Below are 21625 nucleotides of genomic sequence, written 5' to 3'. Positions count from 1 at the left end.
CTACTCCTTCGCCGGCTCTTTTGACCGTCCGGCCCGGTACACCTCGGCCGGGGTCTTGTACCCCAGTGACTGGTGCAAGCGGGCCTCGTTGTAGAAGGTGAAGTACGCCTTCAACCCCCGCTCCAACTCGGTCACCGTCTCGTATCCCCGCAGGAACACGTCCTCGTACTTCACCGTCCGCCACAGCCGCTCGACGAACACGTTGTCCAGGCACCGCCCCCGGCCGTCCATGCTCACCCGCGCCCCGGCCGCCTCCACCCGCTCGACCCACGCCCCGGCCGTGAACTGCACCCCTTGATCGGTGTTGAACACCTCCGGGGTGCCGGCCGCCAACGCCTCGTCCAGCATGTCCCGGCAGAACGCCCCGTCGAGCGTGTTCGACAACCGCCAGGCCACCACGTACCGGCTGTACCAGTCGATGGTGGCGGCCAAGTACATGAACCCGCCGGGCAGCGGCAGGTATGTAATGTCGGCACTCCACACCTGCCCGACGCGGTCGATCGGCACGCCGCGGAGGAGGTACGGGTACACCGGGTGGCCCCGCCCGGCCGACAGCTTCGGCTTCGGGTGGATGGCTTCCAGGCCCATGACCCGGAGCAACCGCTGGACCCGCTTGCGGTTCGCCGGGTGGCCGTTGCGGGCCAGCCACCGGGCGATCCGCCGGCTGCCGTAGAACGGGCAGGCCGTGTACTGCTCGTCGATCCGCCGCATGAGGGCCAGGTTGTCGGCCGACTCCTCGGCCGGCCCCCGGTAGTACGTGGCCCGGCCGAGCCCGACCAGTTGGCACTGCCGACGGACGCTCAGGTCGGCGTGCCCGGGGTCGATCAGCGGCCGCAGGTCGTCAACCGAACGTCGCAGCTTTTTTTTTCACCCAGTCGAGCTCGACCTTGAGCCGGCCGATCTGCTCGTACAGCGCGGGTGTCTGGTCGTCGCCGGGGGCGACCGCCTTCGCTCCGGCGGCGAACACGGCCTCGGCCCCGGCCAGGAGTTGCTTCTTCCACCCGTGGATGAGGGTCGGGTGGACGCCGAAGTGGGCGGCCAACTCGTTGACCGTCTTGTCGCCCTTCACCGCGGCCAGAGCGACCTGGGCTTTGAACGCCGCCGTGTGGGTCTTCCGCTTCGCCGTCATCAGGACCACCTCCGAGGGCCGCCAGAGTAGCTTACCTGGCGGTCTCAGTTTCGGGGTCCACTATAGCCGGAACATCGCGGCGTGAGGAACAAGCAGGCGTTGCCCCGCTTGTCGATCGGAGACATCAGGTGTTGGGTCGAAGCCCATCGTGAGCGAACTGGTGAGTGGCCGAAGCCTGGTTCGGGGCCAATTCCTGAATCACACGGCGAGACATGGGCGGCTGTGAACTCGGCATTGGCACGCGGAGGGCGTGGGCTGCCGGGTGGATCATCGCTGTACGGCGTGGTGTGCGAGTGCGGTGAAGTGACTTTTTTCGAGTCAGCCGATTGAGCAGGTCGTGCGTTCGTCAACTCTGGGTGGTGCAACGGTCACAGGCCACGGAGGTTGCTTGCACTTGCCACGCGCGGTAGACTCACCCTCAAACTCTGCCCCCCGAGAATCAGCTCCTCATGGGTGACTTCGACCGTTTGGTCCTCGTCGGGCAGACCGCTCTGTTTCGAGCATCGAGTTTTCGACGGCCGTCCTATGACGCTGACCGACTTCCACAGCGCGTTCTTCGCCCACGAACTGACTAAACGATGCCCCTCCGACAGCATCGAAAAGTTCGCCGGTGCCCTCGTAGATGCTCAGGTAAAGCTTCACCCCCACCAAGTCGAGGCCGCCCTTTTCGCGTTCCGCTCACCGCTGTCCCGAGGAGCGATGCTTGCGGACGAAGTCGGGCTGGGGAAAACGATTGAGGCGGGTCTTGTGATCTCCCAAAAATGGGCGGAGCGCAAGAGAAAGCTCCTCGTTATCACCCCCTCGAATCTCCGCAAGCAGTGGCACCAAGAGCTACAGGAGAAGTTTTCACTTCCCTGCCGAATCCTCGAAGCGAGGTCGTACAAAGCCGCGATCAAGGAAGGCACGCCTTCGCCGTTCGAGCCGGGCGAGGCGGTGGTGATCTGCTCGTACCAGTTCGCGAAAGCAAAAGCAGCCGACATCACCTCTGTGCCGTGGGATCTCGTCGTCATCGACGAAGCCCACCGGCTGCGGAACGTCTACAAACCGTCGAACGTGATCGCCAACGTCCTGAAGACCGCCCTGACCGCCGCCCCAAAGCTGCTCCTGACCGCGACCCCGCTTCAGAACTCGCTGCTCGAACTGTTCGGTCTGGTTAGCTTCATCGACGAGCATGCCTTCGGAGACCTGAAGAGCTTCCGAGAACAGTTTGCCAACCTGAGCGAGGAGGAAGTTTTCGAGGCACTCAAGGCAAGGCTGCGGCCGATCTGCCACCGGAGCCTTCGCCGTCAGGTGGTCGAGTACGTGCCGTTCACGAAGCGGCACGCGATGGTCGAGGAGTTCACGCCAGCGGACAACGAAGACCGGCTCTACAACGAGGTGTCAGCCTACCTCCGTCGCGACAACCTGCAAGCACTTCCGGCCAGCCAGCGGTCTCTTATGACGATGGTGCTCCGCAAGCTGCTTGCGTCATCGACGTTCGCCATTGCTGGTGCGCTCGACACGCTGATCTATCGCCTCAAAGGGAAGCTCGTCAGCAAAGCCCCGCCGAGGCCCCTCGAAGAGGAAATGGAAGAGGAATACGAAGGGCTGGATGAGACTGCTGAAGAGTGGGGCGACGACGAAGACGACGAAGCTCCCCTGTCAGACAGTGACCGTGCCGCCATCGATCAAGAAGTCCGCGACCTCGAAAGCTTCCGTGACCTCGCGCTCAACATCACGCAGAACGCGAAGGGTCTGGCACTGCTCACGGCGCTGGGCAAAGCTTTCGAGGAAGCGGATCGGCTCGGGGCAGCGCGGAAGGCGATCATCTTCACTGAGTCACGGAAAACGCAGGACTACCTTCTTCGGCTGCTGGGAAACAGCCCGTATCACGATGGGATCGTCCTGTTCAATGGCTCGAACACTGATAGCGGGTCGAGGGCTATCTACGCCGAGTGGGTGAAGAAGCACGCAGGTTCGGAGAAGATCACCGGCTCGAAAACCGCTGACATGCGGTCTGCGCTCGTGGACTACTTCCGCGACCAAGGCAAAATCATGATTGCCACCGAGGCCGGAGCTGAAGGTATCAACCTTCAGTTCTGCTCCCTCGTGGTGAACTACGATCTGCCGTGGAACCCCCAGCGCATCGAGCAGCGCATCGGGCGGTGTCACCGTTACGGCCAGAAGTTCGACGTGGTGGTCGTCAACTTCATCAACCTGAACAACGAGGCTGATCGCCGGGTTTTCGAGCTGCTGGATGAGAAGTTCAAACTCTTCGAAGGCGTCTTTGGAGCAAGCGACGAGGTGCTGGGGGCTATCGAGTCGGGCGTCGATTTCGAGAAGCGGATTGCGGGAATCTACCAAGGCTGCCGGACGGCAAATGAGATTGCGGAGTCTTTCGTCCACCTCCAGCGAGAGCTTACGTCGCAGATCAACGAAGCGATGACCAAGACCCGCCGTCAGCTTCTGGAGAATATAGTGGACCCCGAAACTGAGACCGCCAGGTAAGCTACTCTGGCGGCCCTCGGAGGTGGTCCTGATGACGGCGAAGCGGAAGACCCACACGGCGGCGTTCAAAGCCCAGGTCGCTCTGGCCGCGGTGAAGGGCGACAAGACGGTCAACGAGTTGGCCGCCCACTTCGGCGTCCACCCGACCCTCATCCACGGGTGGAAGAAGCAACTCCTGGCCGGGGCCGAGGCCGTGTTCGCCGCCGGAGCGAAGGCGGTCGCCCCCGGCGACGACCAGACACCCGCGCTGTACGAGCAGATCGGCCGGCTCAAGGTCGAGCTCGACTGGGTGAAAAAAAAAGCTGCGACGTTCGGTTGACGACCTGCGGCCGCTGATCGACCCCGGGCACGCCGACCTGAGCGTCCGTCGGCAGTGCCAACTGGTCGGGCTCGGCCGGGCCACGTACTACCGGGGGCCGGCCGAGGAGTCGGCCGACAACCTGGCCCTCATGCGGCGGATCGACGAGCAGTACACGGCCTGCCCGTTCTACGGCAGCCGGCGGATCGCCCGGTGGCTGGCCCGCAACGGCCACCCGGCGAACCGCAAGCGGGTCCAGCGGTTGCTCCGGGTCATGGGCCTGGAAGCCATCCACCCGAAGCCGAAGCTGTCGGCCGGGCGGGGCCACCCGGTGTACCCGTACCTCCTCCGCGGCGTGCCGATCGACCGCGTCGGGCAGGTGTGGAGTGCCGACATTACATACCTGCCGCTGCCCGGCGGGTTCATGTACTTGGCCGCCACCATCGACTGGTACAGCCGGTACGTGGTGGCCTGGCGGTTGTCGAACACGCTCGACGGGGCGTTCTGCCGGGACATGCTGGACGAGGCGTTGGCGGCCGGCACCCCGGAGGTGTTCAACACCGATCAAGGGGTGCAGTTCACGGCCGGGGCGTGGGTCGAGCGGGTGGAGGCGGCCGGGGCGCGGGTGAGCATGGACGGCCGGGGGCGGTGCCTGGACAACGTGTTCGTCGAGCGGCTGTGGCGGACGGTGAAGTACGAGGACGTGTTCCTGCGGGGATACGAGACGGTGACCGAGTTGGAGCGGGGGTTGAAGGCGTACTTCACCTTCTACAACGAGGCCCGCTTGCACCAGTCACTGGGGTACAAGACCCCGGCCGAGGTGTACCGGGCCGGACGGTCAAAAGAGCCGGCGAAGGAGTAGCTTAAATTCGTCGGTTTTTGGTCTCGCAAATGGGGTCCACTATAGAGGCTGATATGAGCGTCGTGGAAAAGCCTTACGAGATAGACCATGTGCCTCCGCGCCTTCACAGGGATTTCGACGGTCGCGTGCCGCCGGCGAAGACCGGGAAGACGGACAAGGAAAAGGAAAACAACTTCCTTTCCCGTGCGCTGGCCGCGTTTGCCGTGCATCGCTTGACGGGATGCGGGCTGGATGAAGCAGCGGCGTCGCTGGTCGATGGCGGTGGCGACGCAGGCATTGACGCAGTGCATCACTCGCCGACATCGAACACTCTCTATGTTGTTCAGTCGAAGTTCATCGAGGTCGGCCGGGGTGAGCCTGACCTCGGCGACGTGAGCAAGTTCCGCGACGGCGTCGATATCCGTAGTGCTCGTACCCGCTGTGATGCGCGGCGAACATCGGGTGGTTCGACGGGATTTCCATCGCTTTCTTGGTCATCGCATTTCCCTCTTTTGAGAAGCCGGGGCGCTCTCGCCCCGTACCGACCGTCCCGCATGTCATGTGAATCTCGTACACGAGCATCGTAGCGCGGTTGGGTTCGAGGTAAATGACATTGTTCCCTCGTTTAACGCCATTAGGACGCCGCCCAACTCCACACAGAACCACGCGAAGACTGCTTTTGAGATGAGCCGATGTTCGCGACTGATTTGGCTCGAACTCGCTCGTCGCTTATGATGGCGGAAAATGCCCGGAAGCCTCGTATCTCGACGAGATGGGGTTGAACACACGGGGTTCGACATGAGCGCACGCCGAGTCAAACGGGTACCATCGAATGAGCAAGCCGGCCCCGCGGATAGGGGGCAAAAGCCTGCGGAACGACTCCAGCCACGACCGGCGGTGCGAGCGCTCGCTTCACGCGACGCGGCGGCCGGTACACCCGCCCGTGATGTCGCCTTTCTGGTTTTTCCGGGCTTCCAGATTCAGGACTTGAGCGGGCCGTTGGCAGCCTTCGAGATCGCGGGAGCGAACGTGGTCAGTGGTTCGTACAGGCTCCGGGTGGTTTCGCCGGCGGGCGGTCCGATCATGAGTTCAAGCGGCCTGGTCGTCCTGACCGAAGCCGTTGGGCCGAAAGCCTGTGACACCTTCGTGGTCACGGGCGGCGATCTGTCGAAAACGCCCCCGAACCTGATGTCCGAAATGCGCCAGGCCATATTGAGCGGCATCACCGGCGCCCGCCGCGTTGGGAGTGTCTGCACCGGCGCGTTCTTCCTCGCTAACGCCGACCTGCTCAACGGCCGTCGCGCGACGACGCACTGGCGTCATGCGGCCCAATTGCAACGGCAGTTCCCGAAGGCGAAAGTCGAAGGAGAGAGCATCTTTACCAAGGACGGGAAGGTGTGGACCTCGGCCGGTATCAGTGCGGGTATCGATCTGGCTCTCGCCATGATCGAGGACGACCTCGGCCGGGATGCGTCACGGGCCACCGCGCAACTGCTGGTCGTTCACTACCGCCGTCCCGGTGGCCAATCGCAGTTCTCGTCGCTGCTCGACCTGGAACCCGAGTCCGACCGCATGAGGGACGTTTTGGAGTACATTCGCGAGCACATCGCGGAAAAGTTGTCCCTTGAGCACTTGGCGGACGTCGCATCCTTGAGTTCCCGACAGTTCGGGAGGGTGTTCTTTGCGGACACGGGCGAGACCCCTGCCAAGGCGGTTGAGCGCATCCGGGCGGAAGTGGCCCGGTCGAAGCTGGAGGGCGGGGATGAGTCGGTCGAGTCGATCGCCCGCAAGGTCGGGTTCGCAGATCCGGAGCGAATGCGCCGCGCCTTTATGCGAGTGTTCGGTCATTCACCGCAAAGCATCCGTCGGATGTCGAAGCAATCGTAAACCGGTCGGGGGCGTCTTCTCAGTGCGGTGGTTATGCTCCGTCACCGGCATGGGCGTTGCAACTCGGTGATGCGCAGATTGCCCGTCAGCAGGAGAAAATTATGATCCGCAAACTGAAATCAGGCGAGTACCGCCTGTACTCCCGCAAAACGGACCCAAAGACCGGTAAGCGGCGGAACCTCGGCACGTTCTCGTCTCGCGAGGCGGCTGAGAAGCATGAGCGGGAAGTTGCGTATTTCAAACGGCACTGATGACCCGTCTCCCACTCCAAATCAACAAAAGCCCCGGCCACGCCGAAGCGCGATCGGGGCTGCTTTCACTTCGCGAACAGTCGGGCGATGCTAACGACTTCGTTGACGCCGAGAGTCTCGACCAGAGTCTTGATCGCATCAATGTGGAGCGAGAGTCCTCCAGCAGGAGCAGACACAGCAGTAGACCGTGCTGCGGCCGGTGCCGTTGCGGCGCGTGGTGTTCGTTTGGCGGGCTTCCCGCCGTTCTTGATCTTGCTCTTTATGGTGCTAAACGCTTGGTTGCTGAGCGTGATGTTGAACTGCCCTTTCACATAGGGCACGCCTTCGGCCGGGGTGTCCATGCCCGCGGCGAGTGCCTTCTCGACGGCTTCTCGCTGGGTCAATTTCCCGGTCGTTGCTTCGGCTTCCTGTGCAGTGGCCTCAGCACTCGAATCGACAGCTTTCTTCTTGGCCATGTCTGCACCGTAGAGGGATAAGGGCGTTACATATCCTCTAACCCGCAGGCTCTTCCCAGTCCAGAATCTGCCGCTGGATTGCTTGGGTTGGCGCTGATTGGGATCGTTACAACCGGCCTTTGGCTTCTTTCACAGAGCAGTTCTCGCCCTGCCTTTGCCTTCCCGTCGCGTCGGTCGCTGTATGGGGTGTCGGAGCCATAATCCGCGAAGCGGTAAAATGGCGGAGATGCCCCAGGAAGCGGCCAGAGCGGCGGTGACGGGGCAGGTTTTGAACGCCATCCTTGAGCGGAGCGAGCTGGTGGGGTGTCTTATCTTCCCCTGCCCTGCGATTGGCTCATGCCCTTGCTGAACATGATTGCTCCGATCAGGATCGTGGCCACACCTGCGATGGCCATGCCTTTGCCGGGGTTGGCTCCGTCCTCGCGAGCCTTGTGCGTGAGATGGTAGCCGAGTGACCGCAGGTGGTGCAGATTGGATTCTTTGAACAGTTCGTGCATCGGCGGATGATGCCCGTTCCTGCGGGTTCGCACAAACGAAAAAAGCCCCGCACGGGGCGGGGCGAAACAGGAAATCAATGAAACTTCACGCGGGGGGCGTGAGCGATAAATGTGGCACGGTTCCGTGCCGGTGTCAACTGGGTTTTAGGCCGTGTTGATGTTCCTGAGTCGCCGTAGTCGCAGGACGCCGAACACCAAATGGACCACACCGAGGAACATCGTCTTCCGCTTCTCGTACCGGGTGGCGAACCGGCGGAACTGCTTGGCCTTGCCGAACAGCCGCTCCACCTTGTTCCGCTCTCGATACCCGTCCGGCAGGAACGGCTGGGGCTCGACCCGGTTGCTCCGGCTGGGAATGTTCGGGAACACGTCCCGGTCGACGCACGCCTGCCGCTGGTCGTCCCCATCGAACCCCTTGTCGCACACCGCCTCGTCGAAGTGCGGCACGCGAGCGATGGTGGCGTCGAGCAGCGGCTCCAACCGCGGGGCGTCGTGGGCTTGGCCCGGCAACACTTCGACGGCGAGGGCCGTGCCCTCGTCGACGGCCGCCACGAGAACCTTGGTGGTCAGCCCGCCCCGGCTGCGGCCAAGACCCTCACGGCGAGCACTTCGTGCCGCCCCGATCTTTTTTTCTTCCGCCGTGCCCCGGCCGCATGCTGGTGGGCGCGGACGACGGTGGAGTCGACCAGGATGCGGCGGACGTCACCCAGGTCGGGGTTGGCGGTCAGCAGTTCAAACAGCCGCCGCAGGCTGCCCGAACGGGCCCACCGGCCGAACCGGTGGTACACGGCGTCCCACGCCCCGAACTCGCTCGGCAGATCCCGCCATGGGATGCCGGTCCGGGCCCAGTACAGGATTGCCTCGAAGAACATGCGGTCGGACAGGCGTGGCGGCTGGCCGCCGGTGAACTGCTTGGCCTGGGCGACGAGCGGTTCGAGGATGGCCCAGTGGTCGTCCGTGAGCAAGTACCGCACGGCGTCGTGCCTCGGAATGGTCGGGATCGACCTAAACTCTTACCCCGAACGAACACGGCTCGTCAACACGGCCTAGTTGCTTCCACATCAATTATCCCCCGGCAAGATAGTTCTGAGCTTACGTACCGGGGTCGAGTGGGGTCAACTGAGAACCGAGTGAGAGGTGCTGAACGTCTTGAGGCAGCGTTGCTGAGTGGGAAGGCGGTCAGCAGGTTTCTGTGCAACGGCCGGCGCAATCCGTTCGCCCGACCGCGGCCGACTGCTTCATCCGAACCGCCCAGTCGAGCACGTCCAGGATGACGGCCGGGTCCACGGGCTTGACGCAGTGGAACCGGATGCCGGCCCCGCTCGACAGGTTCCGGCTCGTCCGCCCGTCCCGTCCCGTTACGGCGGCGATCACCGGCGGGCGGACGGTGGCGTTCAACCGCCGGGCGACGGCCCACCCGTCCACGTCGGGCATCATCAAGTCGAGGATGGCCAGATCCGGCGGGGCCTCGGCGGCGAGGCGGAGGGCGTCCCGGCCGTTGCGGGCGACCCGGGGGCGGTGGCCGCGGAGGGCGATGATCTGGGCGAGGGAGTCGGCCGCGTCGGCGTGGTCGTCGGCGACGAGGACGGAGAGCGTGGTGTCAATGGCGTTCATCATGGGAGAGGGTCGCGGGAGAGCGGGAGGATGCTGCCCGGGGCGACGGAGGGTGATTGTACGGAACGGGAGGACAGCAATTCCTGTTCCGCGTCACCCCTTCCCGAGCACGCCGTCGACGACCCAGCACCCGCGGACGTGCGGCCCGTCGCCCCGGCAGTGCCCCAGAATCGCCTCGTCCTCGCACCCGGCGTCCTGCAGCGCCGCCCTGGATCGGCATCCGGTCGAAGGCGCGGTCGGTGTAGATGGACTTTGAAGAGGCCGATGACAGTGACGATGATTCCGGGAAGAGGCCGATGACAGTGAGGATGATCCCGGCTGGGGAGAATGTCACGGTACGCAAGGGGATCGGGTCCACCACGTCGAGAATGATGCGCAGATCATGAGCCACGTGTCGGGCGGACCCCGCCCGACACGGTCACATTTCGGCTCGCTCGCCGCCACGCCGGGCGGTACAATCTCCCCTTTTCACGAGAGTGTTGCCGAAATGCAGAAGTCGAACGACACGGCAGCCGCGGGCCGGCCCGCCGCGAATCCGCCCGCCGAGATCACCACCAGTGCTGCCTACGAAACCCACCAACCTTCCGCCGCCGCTCCGCCTAACGTCCCCGAATCGCTCCCCGCGTTTGGCCCGCCCCAACGGCCGGAGGAAATCGGCACGCTCGGCCCCTACCGCGTCGTCAAGGAACTCGGTCGCGGGGGCATGGGGGCCGTCTACCTCGCCTTCGACGAGCGGTTGCACCGCAAGGTCGCCCTCAAGGTGATGCCCCCCCAGTACGCCGCCGTCGCCAGTTCTCGCCGCCGCTTCCTCCGTGAAGCCCGCGCCGCCGCCTCGATCACCCACGACAACATCGTCACCGTCTACGAGGCCGACGAGCGGGACGGCGTTACCTACTTGACCATGCAACTGCTCCAGGGTAAGCCGCTCGACGTGTACTTGAAGGAGAAGGGCGGGCTGAAAATCCGGGAGGCGGTACGGGTCGTTCGGGAAACGGCCCTCGGCCTCGCCGCCGCCCACGCCCGCGGCCTCGTCCACCGCGACGTCAAGCCCGGTAACCTGTGGCTGGAGGCACCGAAGGGGCGGGTGAAGATCCTCGACTTCGGACTCGCGAAGCCGACGGAAGCGGCGGCCCCGGATGCCGACCTGACGGCGACCGGGGCGATCATGGGCACGCCGTCCTACATGGCCCCGGAACAGGCGTTGGGCGGGGCGGTGGACTTCCGGGCCGACCTGTACAGCCTCGGCGTCGTCCTCTACCGCCTGTCCGCCAACCGCCTCCCGTTCACCGGCAGCACCGCGACGGCCGTGTTGGCCGCCGTACTGACCGAAGAACCGCCCCCGATCCGCGACCTCAACCCGGCCGTGCCGGAACCGCTGGCAAAGCTCGTCCACCAACTCCTCGCGAAGAAGCCGACAGACCGGCCGGCGTCGGCGGCGAAGGTGGCCGAGGAGTTGCGGCAGATCGAACTCGGCCAGACCGTGGCCCCGCCGGCGCAGCCCCTTCCGCTGGAATCGCTTCCCACGGCCACGCGCGTTCCGCCGGGGGCCGATCACTTTGCCCGCCTCGACGCCACCGAAGAAGACTCGGCGGAATCGCCCGCGGCACCCGTTGCCCGTCGCCGGAGGACGCCGAAGTGGCCACTGGTTGCCCTCGGACTGCTGCTGTTGGCGGGCGTTGCCGCCGTCCTCCCGCAGATCATCACCGTCACCACGCCGAAGGGCACACTCGTCATTGAGGCGAGCGACCCGGACGTGGAAATCACCGTCAAGAAGGACGGCGCGGTGATCGTGGACAAGTCGAAGAACCGCGAAATCGCACTGTCGATCGGCGACTACACGATCGCCGTGGCCGAGAAGGACGGGCTGAAACTCAGCACCGACAAGTTTGAGATCACGAAGAACGGAAAGACGACGGTGGCGGTGCGGTTGGACAAGCCGGCCGTAGCGACCGCCGTCCAGAAACCGGTGCCCAACACGGCTCCTCTTCCGAGGGCCGAAAAGCCGCTGGCCCCGACGCCGAAGGGCAATGCGGACGCCGATCGTGCCGTGGCGGAGTTAGTACACGAGGCCGGCGGAACGATCCGAATCGCGATCGGCGGGGAGGAGCGGTCCATCTATCTCGCCGATCCCCTTCCGGCGGGCGCATTCGGTCTATTGGAGGTCATGGGCCACGAGGATCTGAAGTTCGACCGAGCGTTCGCAGAGAAGTTTCGTCAGGTTCAGGAAGTCCGAACGCTCGTCACGCCGGTGGGTAGCCTGACCGCGGACGGGTTGGAGGCACTGTCTACAACCCCGGTCGCCAAGAGCCTGATCGGGTTGGCCTGTACTCACACGGTGTTGAAGGACGCCGACTTCGCGCCGTTGGTCCGATTCCAGAATCTGAAATCGATCGACATAACGGGTAAGGAACTGTCGGACGCGGTTCTCGACCACGTCGCAAAGTTGCCCCGACTGGAAGCGGTCCACCTCAGCAAGACCGGCGTGACGGAGAACGGCTTGAGGAAGTTGAAGGACGTGAGTTTGTCGGCCATCTACCTGAACGACTGCAAGGGCGTTACCGACGCCGCGTTGGCGGAACTGACGGGACATCTGAACCTGCGGCTCGTCGAAGTCGTAGGGACGGGCGTCACCGAAGCGGGCGTCCGCCGGCTCTCCGCCAGCCTGCCACGATGCCGCATCGCCTGGGACGGCGGCACGATCGAGCCGGTCGGCGCGGCCGACCGCAGATCCGCGGACTACGTGCTGTCGGTCGGCGGGGCGGTGTCGATCAAGGACCCCCCTGTTTGGATGAACGACCGCGACGCCCTCCCCGGCGTGCCGTTCGTCGTGAGCGGGGTGGACTTCCGCGCGAGCGACAAAGTTACTGACGCCGGCTTGGCTTGCTTCCAGGGATGCACCGGGGTCAAGCGGCTTCTCCTGGAAGGAACCTCGATCGGCGACGACGGGGTGGCCCAATTCACCCGCGCCAGGAACCTCCGCGTCGTGAGCCTTGCCGGGACGCGGGTCACGGACAAGGGGCTGGAGGTGTTGGCCGGGTGTCAGGATCTGAAAGAACTCGATTTGCGTAAGGCCACGGGTATCACGATGGGCGCGGTCCGGAAACTCGCCACTGTCCTGCCGAAGTGCAAGATCACCTGGGACGGAGGTGAGACCAAACCGGCCAAGTGAGGATCGATTCTTGAGGACGTTGTTCGCCGGGATGGACCGATATTCGTCCACCAGCAGGAAGGCGACCACGTGGCACACAGGGCCTGCGCGTAGTTGCCATACTCGGTGACGGGCGTTCATCATGCCCGCCGTGTGGGTCTGAATCTCCGCACTGCGAAACGTGGACGACCGGCTGGCACCTCACACGCCGCCCACAAGGGACGTTTCGTCGGGCAGGCGGTAGCCGATCGACACGGCCACGCGGAGCAGGTCCACGGCCGTCGGGAACTTCACCCTGTTCTTCGCCTTGTACGCATCGACCGCCCGAAGGAAGCGGAGTTCGTCGTCGCTGTACATCACGCCCCCTTCGGCGCTGTTGCTCTGCAGCGCGATGCTCTCGTGCGGTCCGCGCCGCGGAAGAAGTTGTCCACGCCGCCCGCGTCGAACTTCTGAATCTTCCCGGTCACGCGGTCCAGGAAGTTGCCGACGCCGGTGTTGTCGATGAACGACTTACCGACCTTCCCGGCGAACACGTCTGCCGACTCCCGCAGCGCCTGCAACCGGCCGCCGAACGTGCGGCTCTTGTCGTCCATCAGGCCGAAGAACCGCCCGCCGGCGCTGGTCATCTTCTCGAAGGCCTTCTCCACGACGGCCGCGGACACCTGCCCCTGTTCGGACAGGCCGAGGAAGGTGTTCACGCCGACCCGCTTGCCGGTCTGATCGTTGTAGGCGTTCGCGAAGTCCCGCACGCCGACGCCGGCTTCCGTGAACTGCCGAATCTCCCCGCCCTGCAACCGGCCCTTGGCGATCACCTGCCCGTAGGCCAGCGACAGCCGGCCGAGGTCCACGCCCGCCCCGCTGGCCACGTCGCCCAACCGGCCGAGGGTCTTCGTCAGGTCGCCGGCCGCCACGCCGTACGACAGCAGCAACTTCGACTGGTCGAGCAGTTCCGACGACGAGAACGGCGTTTTGAGGGCGAGGTCGGTCACGTCGCCGACGAGGGCCTTACCCCGCTTCGACGACCCGAGCAGCGCGCCGAACGAGACTTCCGCGTCCTCCCGCTTGATCCCCTCTTGCACCGCCTTCAGGGCGGCCGACTCGAAGGTGTGCAACCCGGTGGACACGAGTTGGCCCGCGGCCCCGGCCACCGTCCCGGCGATCCGGCTCAACCCGGTGCCGAGGAACGTGCCGACCGTCGTACTGAACAACGGCGACACGAGTCCGCCGGCCCCGCGCTGGGCGCGGGCGAACGGACTGTTCGCCCGCCGCTCGGCCTCTTCCGCGCGCTGTTTCTCCTCCTCCTTCCGCCGCTGCTCGGCGAGGGAGAAGGCAATCCGCGACCGACGTTGGGCCTGATCCTCGGCCTCCGTCCGTTTCTGGTTGGCCAAGGACCCGGCGACGCGCGACCGGCGTTGGGCTTGGGATTCGGCTTCCTGGCGACGCTGGTTGGCCGACGCCTGCGTGGTCGCCGCGGCCTTCTCCTCTTCCTTCCGCCGCTGCTCGGCGAGGGAGAAGGCGATGCGAGACCGCTTGGAAGCGTCCGACGAGCCGAACGCGGCCGGCTGCCCGGGCTTGGGCACGTCGTCGAGGAGGTTGAACGAGTCCGCGGTCAAGACCTTTTCGCGGGCCACCCGCCGCCGCTCGCGCTCTTCGCTCCGCGCGGCCAGCTCCTGGAACGTGGACTTGCCCGGGTCGAGGACGCCGAACGTGGCGTTGACGCCGCGGAAGAGCTTCTGCTCCCGCTTGCGGATGTCGTCGAAGATCCTCTCGGCCTTCTGGAAGTCCTTGGCCTCCTGCTTCGCGCCGGCGAGGATGCCGAGGTCAGGGCCGAGACCGGCCCCGAACCGGCCGCCCGCGTTGCGGAGGAAGTTGGCCGCGGCCGCCCCGCCCGGCACCGATTTGAGGGTGGAACCGGAGAACTGGCCGGTCGCGTCCTTGGCCAGCTTCGCGGCCCGGCTCACGTCGTTGAACGACTTGGTGAGGCGGTCCAACTTCGCCTCGGCGTCGGTCGCGACCTTCGGCAGTTTGCCGACTTCCTTCGCGAACTTGTCCGTGCCCGTGTCAACGCCCTCGGCGTCCACGATGGCCTTGATGGCGACGGTTCCGACGTTGACGCGGCTCATTCTCGGACCCTTGCGTTCGCGTGTTGCGCCAGCCGCTGTTGCACGGCCGCCGCGTACTCCTCGTCAGTCATCGCTTGCTCGCCGGCCGGGGCCGATCGCCGCCCTCTCTTGGCCCACGGCGTGATTTCGTCCGCGTCGAAGGGCGGCTTCCCGCACACGAGCGACGAACTCGCGATCAAGTTCAGGATCGTCGCCGCCACCGTCGCCAGGTGGACGAGGCGGTCTTCGGAATCGTCGAGCCGGTTCACGCCCCCAGGTGGGCGCGGAACTCGGCCTCGGTCATCAGCGGCTTGAGGACGTCTTCGGGCAGTCGGAACCGCCGGCACATTTTCAGCCAGTCGTGCCGGCGGTCATCGCGTTTCCCGCCGCGTCCTGGAACTCGTCCTCCGCATTCACCGACGTGGCCAGTTCGGCGAGGGCCAGGACGGCGGACGTGTTCCCGTCGCACAGGTCGTCCACGTCGTCCTCGGTGAAGACCGGCTTGTTCGTCTCCGGGGCGACCACGGTCGCGACCACGAACAGGGCGTTCCCGCGGGTAACGGACTTGGTCTTCGCCCGGGCGGCCGCGTACTTGTCGTAGGCGTCGCCCGTGAGGGCCAGGACGCGGACCCGGCCCCACGGGGTGTCCGCGTCCTTGAACCGGGGGGCCGCGATCGCGGCCAGGAAGCTCGTTTTGAAACTCACGTCAACTCTCCGTCGGTTAGTGCCGGGCCGTCACAAGCCCGCATGGGTTGTGGTTCGTGACTCCGCGACCGCGTGACCCGCCGGCGGTCGGGGAAGTGTAGCCCCAAAAGTAAAACAAAGTAATACTAAATCGCCATAACTTGTTCGTTGTCGAGTCCCTTTGGATTGGACCATCGTCAATTTCGGCCAACGTGTAAGCGCTCACCATTCCTCTAATGCCGATGGCGAGCGTGCGAGTACTTCCCCAATCGGGACGCACTCTCACGGTGAAGGGCAGGGGAGAGGTATTGAAAAGTCCCATCGGAAATCATCGGAAATCAGCCCACCATCAGAAAATCTGCTGGAAAATGTGCGAACTTGTGTCAGGATGCAGGCGGGTAGAGCGTGCGAAAAGTGGCTGATAATTGAGGGTTATTGAGTTTCGAGGGGGTTAACTGACCGCGTTCATACGGACGAAGTCACAGGTTCAAATCCTGTACCGCCCACTGACTTACGGCGAATGAATGGTGCACGCTAAAATGCACGCTTCGCCGGTAAAGTGAAAAGAAAAAGCCCGGCCAACCGTTCCAGCGGTTGGCCGGGCACACGTCACAGCAAGCCTTCCGGCTCATCACCACACTAGTCCGGTGATCCCCGAGCAAGGGGGCCAAGTCATGGCAAAATCGCCACATCCGTAGTTTCGTAAGCAGACCGGCTGGTGGATGGCCCAGGTCGCAGGTAAACAAAAAAAACTTGCGCTGGGGGCAAAGAGAACAAGAAGTCCGCCGAGCAAAAGCTTCGCGACGTTCTCACCCTCCGCAACGCCAACCCCGAGGCCGACGGCCGGCGGTTGACCGTGGCCGCCGTCATCGACCTGTACATCGAGTACGCCAAGTCTCGCCTCGAACCCGCGACTCTCGAAGAACGCAAGCGGTACTTCCAGTCGTTCGCCGAGTCCCACGGCTTTCGCGGGGTCAACGACCGCGAGTGCCTGCCGTACCACCTGACGGCTTGGGTCGATTCCCACACCGAGTGGGAAAGCGACTGGACGAGGAGCCACGCTGTGTCGATCATCCACCGCCCTTTCAACTAGGCCTTTAAGCAGCGCCTCGTCCCGGCCAACCCGTTTCGCGGGGTGACCCACCGCCACGGCTCGTCTCGGCGGCCGATGACCGACGACGAGTTCGAAGGGCTGGCGGCCGCCGCGCACGGGCGGAAGGTGAGAGTCGGCCCGCACCCGGTGAGCGGTTTGTCGAATTTCTGCTGTTCCTACGGCTGACCGGAGCCCGCCTGTGCGAGGCCCGGCGGCTTCAGTGGAACGACATCAACATGGACGCCGGCGTCATCGTCCTCGTGAAGCACAAGACCTCGAGAACGCAACGGGTGCCGAAGCCGCGGGTGATTTCGCTCGACGCCGAGATCGTCCGACTGCTCATTTCGATCCGCTCGCGGCAGGAAGGCGGGGAGTTGGTCTTTTACAACCACCGGGGGACGCCGTGGAACCGGTCGAACCTGTCGCTCCGCCTTCAGCGGGGCCGCAAGAAGGCGGGCATTCCCGCCGACGCCAAGCTCTACGGCCTGCGGCACGCGTTCGGCACGCGGGCCATCGTCAACGGGGTGGACATCAAGACGCTCGCGGAGCTGATGGGCCACACGACGACCCGCGTGACCGAGCACTACGTCCACCTGGCGGGGAACAAGGCCCACCTCCACGCCGCGTTGCGGAAGTTGAACGGCACGGTCACACCGACTTCACCCCTTGAGCCTTCCACGCCGCCAGCAGCCGATCCGAGTCCAGATGGCCGAACGACTTGACGCGTGTTCCGCGCGGTGGGGGCGAGACGCCCGCCGGTTCCACCGTCCCCTTGGCCAGGTACTCCTGGATTGAATCGGCCGGGATGAGGATCTTCCCCCGTCCCACGCCGACCCGCTGGTGCCGCAACTTCTTCACGGCACAGAGGGCGTAAATGCTTGCCACGGAGAGCCGGAGCGAGCGTGCCGCTTCCTTCACGGTGAACACCTTTTCGTCTGCGATCATGGTTGATTCCTTGTCCGGTCGTAGCATTTGCCAAAGGTTCTCACATCGTGCCCATGACGAGACCGCTCTGCAGAGGCGGAGATCTCACGTGGGGGGAACAGCCAACCATCATGGCCCGAAAGGGACGCGTGGTGACTGTACGAATTGTTGGGGGCAGGCCGAGCTGCCTAGTCCTTCGATGAACGCCGGCCGATTGTCAACAGCAAGCGAGTCGATTCGTTCAAGCCACCGCGTGCAGCCCAGTCTTCGATCCGAGCATCCGGGGTGAACCCGTAGCCCAAGTGGGTCGGTTCCGAGCGGGTGACGACTGCCCCAACTACAGTCGAGTGGCCGACGGGTCGGCAACCCAGGACTAGACCGAGCGCGTCGTCACACCGCGGGCTCGCAGTGGTTCTCCTCTTCTCCTCGCCAGCTCTTGGCTCGTTACGCCGCCGCCTTCACCGGCTGCACCTGATGGAACAGCCACCGCACCCACCGGTTGGCGACGGCCGCGGCCACCACGCTCCCCGGCTTGCCCCGGCCCTTCATGTCGGCCGCCAGTTTCTTCCACCGGGCGTCGTACCGCACCAGCCGGTGGGCGGCCTCGATGAGCACGACCCGCAGCTGCGGGTTGCCGGCCTTGATCAGCCCGGCGTCGGCCTGCTTCTGGCCGCTCGACGCGTTCCGCGGCGACAGCCCGCAGAACCGGGCCGCCTGCTTGCCCGTCCGGAACCGGTCGAACCGCCCGATCTCGGCCCGGATGGTGGCCGCCGTGACCAGGCCGATCCCCTTCATCGTCAGCAGATTCACGACCAGGGCATCCTCGGCGGTGACCTGGGCCAGGCGTTGCTCGGCCGCCTTGACGTCGCCGGCCAGGGCCTTCAGGCGGCCCAGGTGCCGGTCCATCACCCACCGCGTCTGCTCGCTCAGGGCGGCGTCGCGGGTCAGCCACGTCAGCCACGCCACCGTCCACGGGTTCACGCCCTCGGGGGCGGCTACCCGGTTGTCGCGGAGCAGGGCCCCGATCCGCAGCTTGACGTTCCGCCGCTCGCCGACGAGCTGCTGGCGGTACCGGACGAGCCGTCGCAGTTCGCGGACCTCGGCCGGGGCGTGCCACACCTTGGGCAGGTACCCGACCCGCTCCAGGTCGGCGAGCATCTTGGCGTCCGAGTAGTCCGTCTTGTCCGGGTTGCCCTTCATGCGGGCCACATACCCGGGGTGGGCCAGGTCGACCAGCCACCCGGCTTTGGTCACCAGTTCCTCGGCCAGATCGGCCGACCCGCTGCACGCCTCGATGGCCGCCCGCACGTCGGTGCCGAACCGGGCGACGGCGTCGCGGATGGCCCGCCAGTCGTTCGCGCAACTCTGGTTGAGCAACACGCGGCCGCCGCGGTCCAGGGCGCACACCTGGACGGACAGGGTGTGGTAGTCCAGGCCCACGAAAACGGGGCCGGTCGTCGTTGCCGCGGGCATGGCTGGTCCTCGAAGGTGTGGTCCTGTTGATGGTGACCACACCCACCCTCTCCGGCAACCAGCGTTCATCCCCATCTACAGTCGTAGTTGACATGATAGCCACGCCAAAGGAGTTAGGGCGAGGGTGGGCCATGTCCGGACAGCCGACTCAGCGTGTCGTGAAGAAGTGGGCCGCCGAGGTGGGGGCGGTGGGCGAGCGGATCGGCCGGCACTTCGCCCGCAGCGAACCCCGTCAGCGAGCGGCCGCCTACCTGCGCGGGTTGCTCACCGACGCCGAGCGGAAGAACGGGTGGCAGCTGGCCGAGTACCTGGGCGAGGCGACGCCCGACGGGGTGCAACACCGGCTCACCCGCGCCGACGGGGACGCGGGCGCGGCCCGGGACGACCTGGCCGGGTACGTCCACGAGCACCTCGGCGATCGCGGTGGGGTGCGGATCGTGGACGAGACCGGGTTCGTCAAGAAGGGAACGAAGTCGTGCGGGGTGGCCCGCCAGTACACCGGCACGGCGGGCCGGATCGAGAACGCCCAGGTGGGCGTGTTCCGGGCTTACGCTGGCCCGAAGGGGCACGCCTTCCTCGACCGGGCACCGTACCTGCCGAAGGAGTGGGCCGGCGACCGCGAGCGATGTGACGCCGCCGGTGTGCCCGAGGGCGTGGGGTTCGCGACGAAGCCGCAGCGGGCCGAGCGGATGATCCGGCGTGCGCGGCGGCTGGGGGTGCGGGCGGCGTGGGTGGCGGGCGACACGGTGTACGGCCACGGCGGGAAATTCCGGCGATTCCTTGAGGAGGCGGGGCCGCCGTACCTGCTGGCCGTGCCGTCGAACCAGCCGCTGTTCGACGGGCGGTTCCGCTCCACGGTCGGGGCGGTCGCCGACGCGCTCGCGGCGGGCGCGTGGCGGCGGGCCAGTGCCGGGGACGGGAGCAAGGGGCCGCGGGAGTACGACTGGGCGGCGGAGGCGTTCGGCCCCACTGGCGAGCGGGGGTGGCCGTTGTGGCTGGTGGTGCGACGACACCGGGAGCGGCCGGGCGAGCGGGCGTACTTCTTCGCCCGCGGCCCGGCGGCGACACCACCGGCCGAGCTGGTCCGAGTGGCCGGGACTCGGTGGCGGGTGGAGGAATGTCTGGAGTTGAGCAAGGGGGAATGTGGGTTCGGCGAATACGAGGTGCGGTCGTGGGGGGGCTGGCATCGGCACGCGACGCTCAGCCTGTTCGCCCTGGCGGTGGTGGCCGTGATCCGCTCGCGAGTGCCGGCCCCGCGGCGGGAAAAGGGGGCGCGGGGCGAATCCGGGTGAGCGTCCCCGAGGTGCGGAAGTTGCTCGCCCGGTTGGTGTGGGCGTTCGCCCCGTTGGCGAAACAGGTGCTGGCATGGTCGGTGTGGCGACGACGGCACCAACATCGCGCCCGCGACTGCCATTACAAGAAGCGTGAGGCCAAACCGCCCGATTGAACAACTACGACTGTAGATGGGGATGAACGCTGGTTGCCGGAGAGGGTGGGTGTGGTCACCATCAACAGGACCACACCTTCGAGGACCAGCCATGCCCGCGGCAACGACGACCGGCCCCGTTTTCGTGGGCCTGGACTACCACACCCTGTCCGTCCAGGTGTGCGCCCTGGACCGCGGCGGCCGCGTGTTGCTCAACCAGAGTTGCGCGAACGACTGGCGGGCCATCCGCGACGCCGTCGCCCGGTTCGGCACCGACGTGCGGGCGGCCATCGAGGCGTGCAGCGGGTCGGCCGATCTGGCCGAGGAACTGGTGACCAAAGCCGGGTGGCTGGTCGACCTGGCCCACCCCGGGTATGTGGCCCGCATGAAGGGCAACCCGGACAAGACGGACTACTCGGACGCCAAGATGCTCGCCGACCTGGAGCGGGTCGGGTACCTGCCCAAGGTGTGGCACGCCCCGGCCGAGGTCCGCGAACTGCGACGGCTCGTCCGGTACCGCCAGCAGCTCGTCGGCGAGCGGCGGAACGTCAAGCTGCGGATCGGGGCCCTGCTCCGCGACAACCGGGTAGCCGCCCCCGAGGGCGTGAACCCGTGGACGGTGGCGTGGCTGACGTGGCTGACCCGCGACGCCGCCCTGAGCGAGCAGACGCGGTGGGTGATGGACCGGCACCTGGGCCGCCTGAAGGCCCTGGCCGGCGACGTCAAGGCGGCCGAGCAACGCCTGGCCCAGGTCACCGCCGAGGATGCCCTGGTCGTGAATCTGCTGACGATGAAGGGGATCGGCCTGGTCACGGCGGCCACCATCCGGGCCGAGATCGGGCGGTTCGACCGGTTCCGGACGGGCAAGCAGGCGGCCCGGTTCTGCGGGCTGTCGCCGCGGAACGCGTCGAGCGGCCAGAAGCAGGCCGACGCCGGGCTGATCAAGGCCGGCAACCCGCAGCTGCGGGTCGTGCTCATCGAGGCCGCCCACCGGCTGGTGCGGTACGACGCCCGGTGGAAGAAACTGGCGGCCGACATGAAGGGCCGGGGCAAGCCGGGGAGCGTGGTGGCCGCGGCCGTCGCCAACCGGTGGGTGCGGTGGCTGTTCCATCAGGTGCAGCCGGTGAAGGCGGCGGCGTAACGAGCCAAGAGCTGGCGAGGAGAAGAGGAGAACCACTGCGAGCCCGCGGTGTGACGACGCGCTCGGTCTAGTCCTGGGTTGCCGACCCGTCGGCCACTCGACTGTAGTTGGGGCAGTCGTCACCCGCTCGGAACCGACCCACTTGGGCTACGGGTTCACCCCGGATGCTCGGATC

At 65.8% G+C, this 21625-nt stretch carries 23 protein-coding genes; 11 read left to right on the top strand and 12 right to left on the bottom strand.

Going from position 1 to position 21625, the window contains the following annotated elements; translation table 11 throughout:
• Positions 1–1132, bottom strand: a protein-coding gene (locus tag PX52LOC_RS27535) for an IS3 family transposase (protein WP_390637529.1) whose coding sequence is annotated in 2 segments (ribosomal slippage) — positions 1–849 and positions 851–1132 — 1131 coding nt in all. Because the reading frame shifts where the segments join, the coding sequence is not laid out codon by codon here.
• A 522-nt stretch (positions 1133–1654) separates the two neighbouring features.
• Here PX52LOC_RS27535 and PX52LOC_RS27530 point away from each other — a divergent pair.
• The 5 genes from PX52LOC_RS27530 (at position 1655) to PX52LOC_RS27510 (ending at position 6893) form a co-directional block, all read left to right on the top strand.
• Positions 1655–3616: an SNF2-related protein gene (locus PX52LOC_RS27530; RefSeq protein WP_149113093.1), complete on the top strand. Its 1962-nt coding sequence runs from the start codon at positions 1655–1657 to the stop codon at positions 3614–3616.
• Between the two features lie 28 nt (positions 3617–3644).
• Positions 3645–4776 (top strand): IS3 family transposase gene (locus tag PX52LOC_RS27525; protein ID WP_390637529.1). Its coding sequence is split into 2 segments (ribosomal slippage): positions 3645–3926 and positions 3928–4776, totalling 1131 coding nucleotides; the frame shifts between segments, so codons are not numbered across the junction.
• A 53-nt stretch (positions 4777–4829) separates the two neighbouring features.
• A complete protein-coding gene (locus PX52LOC_RS41020) occupies positions 4830–5342 on the top strand; it encodes a hypothetical protein (protein ID WP_168219240.1) in 513 nt (170 codons plus the stop codon).
• Between the two features lie 157 nt (positions 5343–5499).
• Positions 5500–6642: a GlxA family transcriptional regulator gene (locus tag PX52LOC_RS27515; protein WP_218575173.1), complete on the top strand. Its 1143-nt coding sequence runs from the start codon at positions 5500–5502 to the stop codon at positions 6640–6642.
• A gap of 101 nt (positions 6643–6743) precedes the next feature.
• The gene (locus PX52LOC_RS27510; protein ID WP_149113092.1) at positions 6744–6893 is read left to right on the top strand and encodes a hypothetical protein; all 150 of its coding nucleotides are present in this window, start codon (positions 6744–6746) and stop codon (positions 6891–6893) included.
• A gap of 65 nt (positions 6894–6958) precedes the next feature.
• On the opposite strand, the gene PX52LOC_RS27505 is transcribed toward PX52LOC_RS27510, so the two are convergent.
• The 5 genes from PX52LOC_RS27505 to PX52LOC_RS27485 all read right to left on the bottom strand — a co-directional run bounded on the left by PX52LOC_RS27505 (position 6959) and on the right by PX52LOC_RS27485 (position 9462).
• Positions 6959–7348, bottom strand: coding sequence for a hypothetical protein (locus tag PX52LOC_RS27505; RefSeq protein ID WP_149113091.1), 390 nt, complete (start codon positions 7346–7348; stop codon positions 6959–6961).
• A gap of 308 nt (positions 7349–7656) precedes the next feature.
• The gene (locus tag PX52LOC_RS27500; protein WP_149113090.1) at positions 7657–7845 is read right to left on the bottom strand and encodes a hypothetical protein; all 189 of its coding nucleotides are present in this window, start codon (positions 7843–7845) and stop codon (positions 7657–7659) included.
• A 144-nt stretch (positions 7846–7989) separates the two neighbouring features.
• Positions 7990–8415, bottom strand: a complete 426-nt coding sequence (locus PX52LOC_RS43470; protein WP_246173804.1) for a transposase — start codon at positions 8413–8415, stop codon at positions 7990–7992.
• The gene (locus PX52LOC_RS43465; protein ID WP_168218752.1) at positions 8412–8819 is read right to left on the bottom strand and encodes an IS5 family transposase; all 408 of its coding nucleotides are present in this window, start codon (positions 8817–8819) and stop codon (positions 8412–8414) included. The genes PX52LOC_RS43470 and PX52LOC_RS43465 overlap by 4 nt, the downstream gene beginning before the upstream one ends.
• Before the next feature lie 205 nt (positions 8820–9024).
• Positions 9025–9462 carry a response regulator gene (locus tag PX52LOC_RS27485; RefSeq protein WP_149113089.1) on the bottom strand — a complete coding sequence of 146 codons (438 nt, stop codon included), beginning with the start codon at positions 9460–9462 and terminating at the stop codon, positions 9025–9027.
• Positions 9463–9946: 484 nt separating this feature from the next.
• On the opposite strand from PX52LOC_RS27485, the gene PX52LOC_RS27480 reads away from it, so the two are divergent.
• Positions 9947–12628: a protein kinase domain-containing protein gene (locus tag PX52LOC_RS27480; RefSeq protein ID WP_168219239.1), complete on the top strand. Its 2682-nt coding sequence runs from the start codon at positions 9947–9949 to the stop codon at positions 12626–12628.
• Positions 12629–12808: 180 nt separating this feature from the next.
• On the opposite strand, the gene PX52LOC_RS41015 is transcribed toward PX52LOC_RS27480, so the two are convergent.
• The 4 genes from PX52LOC_RS41015 to PX52LOC_RS27465 all read right to left on the bottom strand — a co-directional run bounded on the left by PX52LOC_RS41015 (position 12809) and on the right by PX52LOC_RS27465 (position 15414).
• On the bottom strand, positions 12809–12964 hold the full coding sequence (locus tag PX52LOC_RS41015) for a hypothetical protein (RefSeq protein ID WP_168219238.1): 156 nt from the start codon (positions 12962–12964) through the stop codon (positions 12809–12811).
• Positions 12964–14730 (bottom strand): tape measure protein, encoded by a 1767-nt coding sequence (locus tag PX52LOC_RS27475; protein WP_149113087.1) that lies wholly within the window; start codon positions 14728–14730, stop codon positions 12964–12966. Before PX52LOC_RS27475 ends, PX52LOC_RS41015 begins: the two co-directional genes overlap by 1 nt.
• Positions 14727–14978 carry a hypothetical protein gene (locus PX52LOC_RS27470; RefSeq protein WP_149113086.1) on the bottom strand — a complete coding sequence of 84 codons (252 nt, stop codon included), beginning with the start codon at positions 14976–14978 and terminating at the stop codon, positions 14727–14729. The genes PX52LOC_RS27475 and PX52LOC_RS27470 overlap by 4 nt, the downstream gene beginning before the upstream one ends.
• A gap of 82 nt (positions 14979–15060) precedes the next feature.
• Positions 15061–15414: a hypothetical protein gene (locus tag PX52LOC_RS27465; RefSeq protein ID WP_149113085.1), complete on the bottom strand. Its 354-nt coding sequence runs from the start codon at positions 15412–15414 to the stop codon at positions 15061–15063.
• 835 nt (positions 15415–16249) lie between these two features.
• Between PX52LOC_RS27465 and PX52LOC_RS27460 the strand changes: the two genes are divergently transcribed.
• Both PX52LOC_RS27460 and PX52LOC_RS27455 read left to right on the top strand, forming a co-directional pair.
• A complete protein-coding gene (locus PX52LOC_RS27460) occupies positions 16250–16486 on the top strand; it encodes a hypothetical protein (protein ID WP_149113084.1) in 237 nt (78 codons plus the stop codon).
• Positions 16487–16653: 167 nt separating this feature from the next.
• Positions 16654–17208, top strand: a complete 555-nt coding sequence (locus PX52LOC_RS27455; RefSeq protein WP_149113083.1) for a tyrosine-type recombinase/integrase — start codon at positions 16654–16656, stop codon at positions 17206–17208.
• Here PX52LOC_RS27455 and PX52LOC_RS27450 read toward each other — a convergent pair.
• Both PX52LOC_RS27450 and PX52LOC_RS27445 read right to left on the bottom strand, forming a co-directional pair.
• Positions 17135–17431 carry a helix-turn-helix domain-containing protein gene (locus PX52LOC_RS27450; protein ID WP_168219237.1) on the bottom strand — a complete coding sequence of 99 codons (297 nt, stop codon included), beginning with the start codon at positions 17429–17431 and terminating at the stop codon, positions 17135–17137. The two genes, PX52LOC_RS27455 and PX52LOC_RS27450, sit on opposite strands and share 74 nt — an antisense overlap.
• 423 nt (positions 17432–17854) lie before the next feature.
• Positions 17855–18883 carry an IS110 family RNA-guided transposase gene (locus PX52LOC_RS27445; RefSeq protein ID WP_149109721.1) on the bottom strand — a complete coding sequence of 343 codons (1029 nt, stop codon included), beginning with the start codon at positions 18881–18883 and terminating at the stop codon, positions 17855–17857.
• A 131-nt stretch (positions 18884–19014) separates the two neighbouring features.
• Here PX52LOC_RS27445 and PX52LOC_RS27440 point away from each other — a divergent pair, with 131 nt between their 5' ends.
• The 3 genes from PX52LOC_RS27440 (at position 19015) to PX52LOC_RS27435 (ending at position 21450) form a co-directional block, all read left to right on the top strand.
• Entirely contained in the window at positions 19015–20175 is a 1161-nt protein-coding gene (locus PX52LOC_RS27440) for an IS701 family transposase (RefSeq protein ID WP_149111051.1), read from the top strand.
• On the top strand, positions 20172–20330 hold the full coding sequence (locus PX52LOC_RS41010) for a hypothetical protein (RefSeq protein ID WP_168219026.1): 159 nt from the start codon (positions 20172–20174) through the stop codon (positions 20328–20330). The genes PX52LOC_RS27440 and PX52LOC_RS41010 overlap by 4 nt, the downstream gene beginning before the upstream one ends.
• 91 nt (positions 20331–20421) lie before the next feature.
• Positions 20422–21450 carry an IS110 family RNA-guided transposase gene (locus tag PX52LOC_RS27435; RefSeq protein WP_149109721.1) on the top strand — a complete coding sequence of 343 codons (1029 nt, stop codon included), beginning with the start codon at positions 20422–20424 and terminating at the stop codon, positions 21448–21450.
• Positions 21451–21625 lie beyond the last annotated feature (175 nt).

The sequence above is a fragment of the Limnoglobus roseus genome, from assembly GCF_008254045.1.
GTDB lineage: Bacteria > Planctomycetota > Planctomycetia > Gemmatales > Gemmataceae > Limnoglobus > Limnoglobus roseus.
Note: the sequence above shows the minus strand (reverse complement) of the source record. Positions and strands in the feature narration are given on the sequence as shown.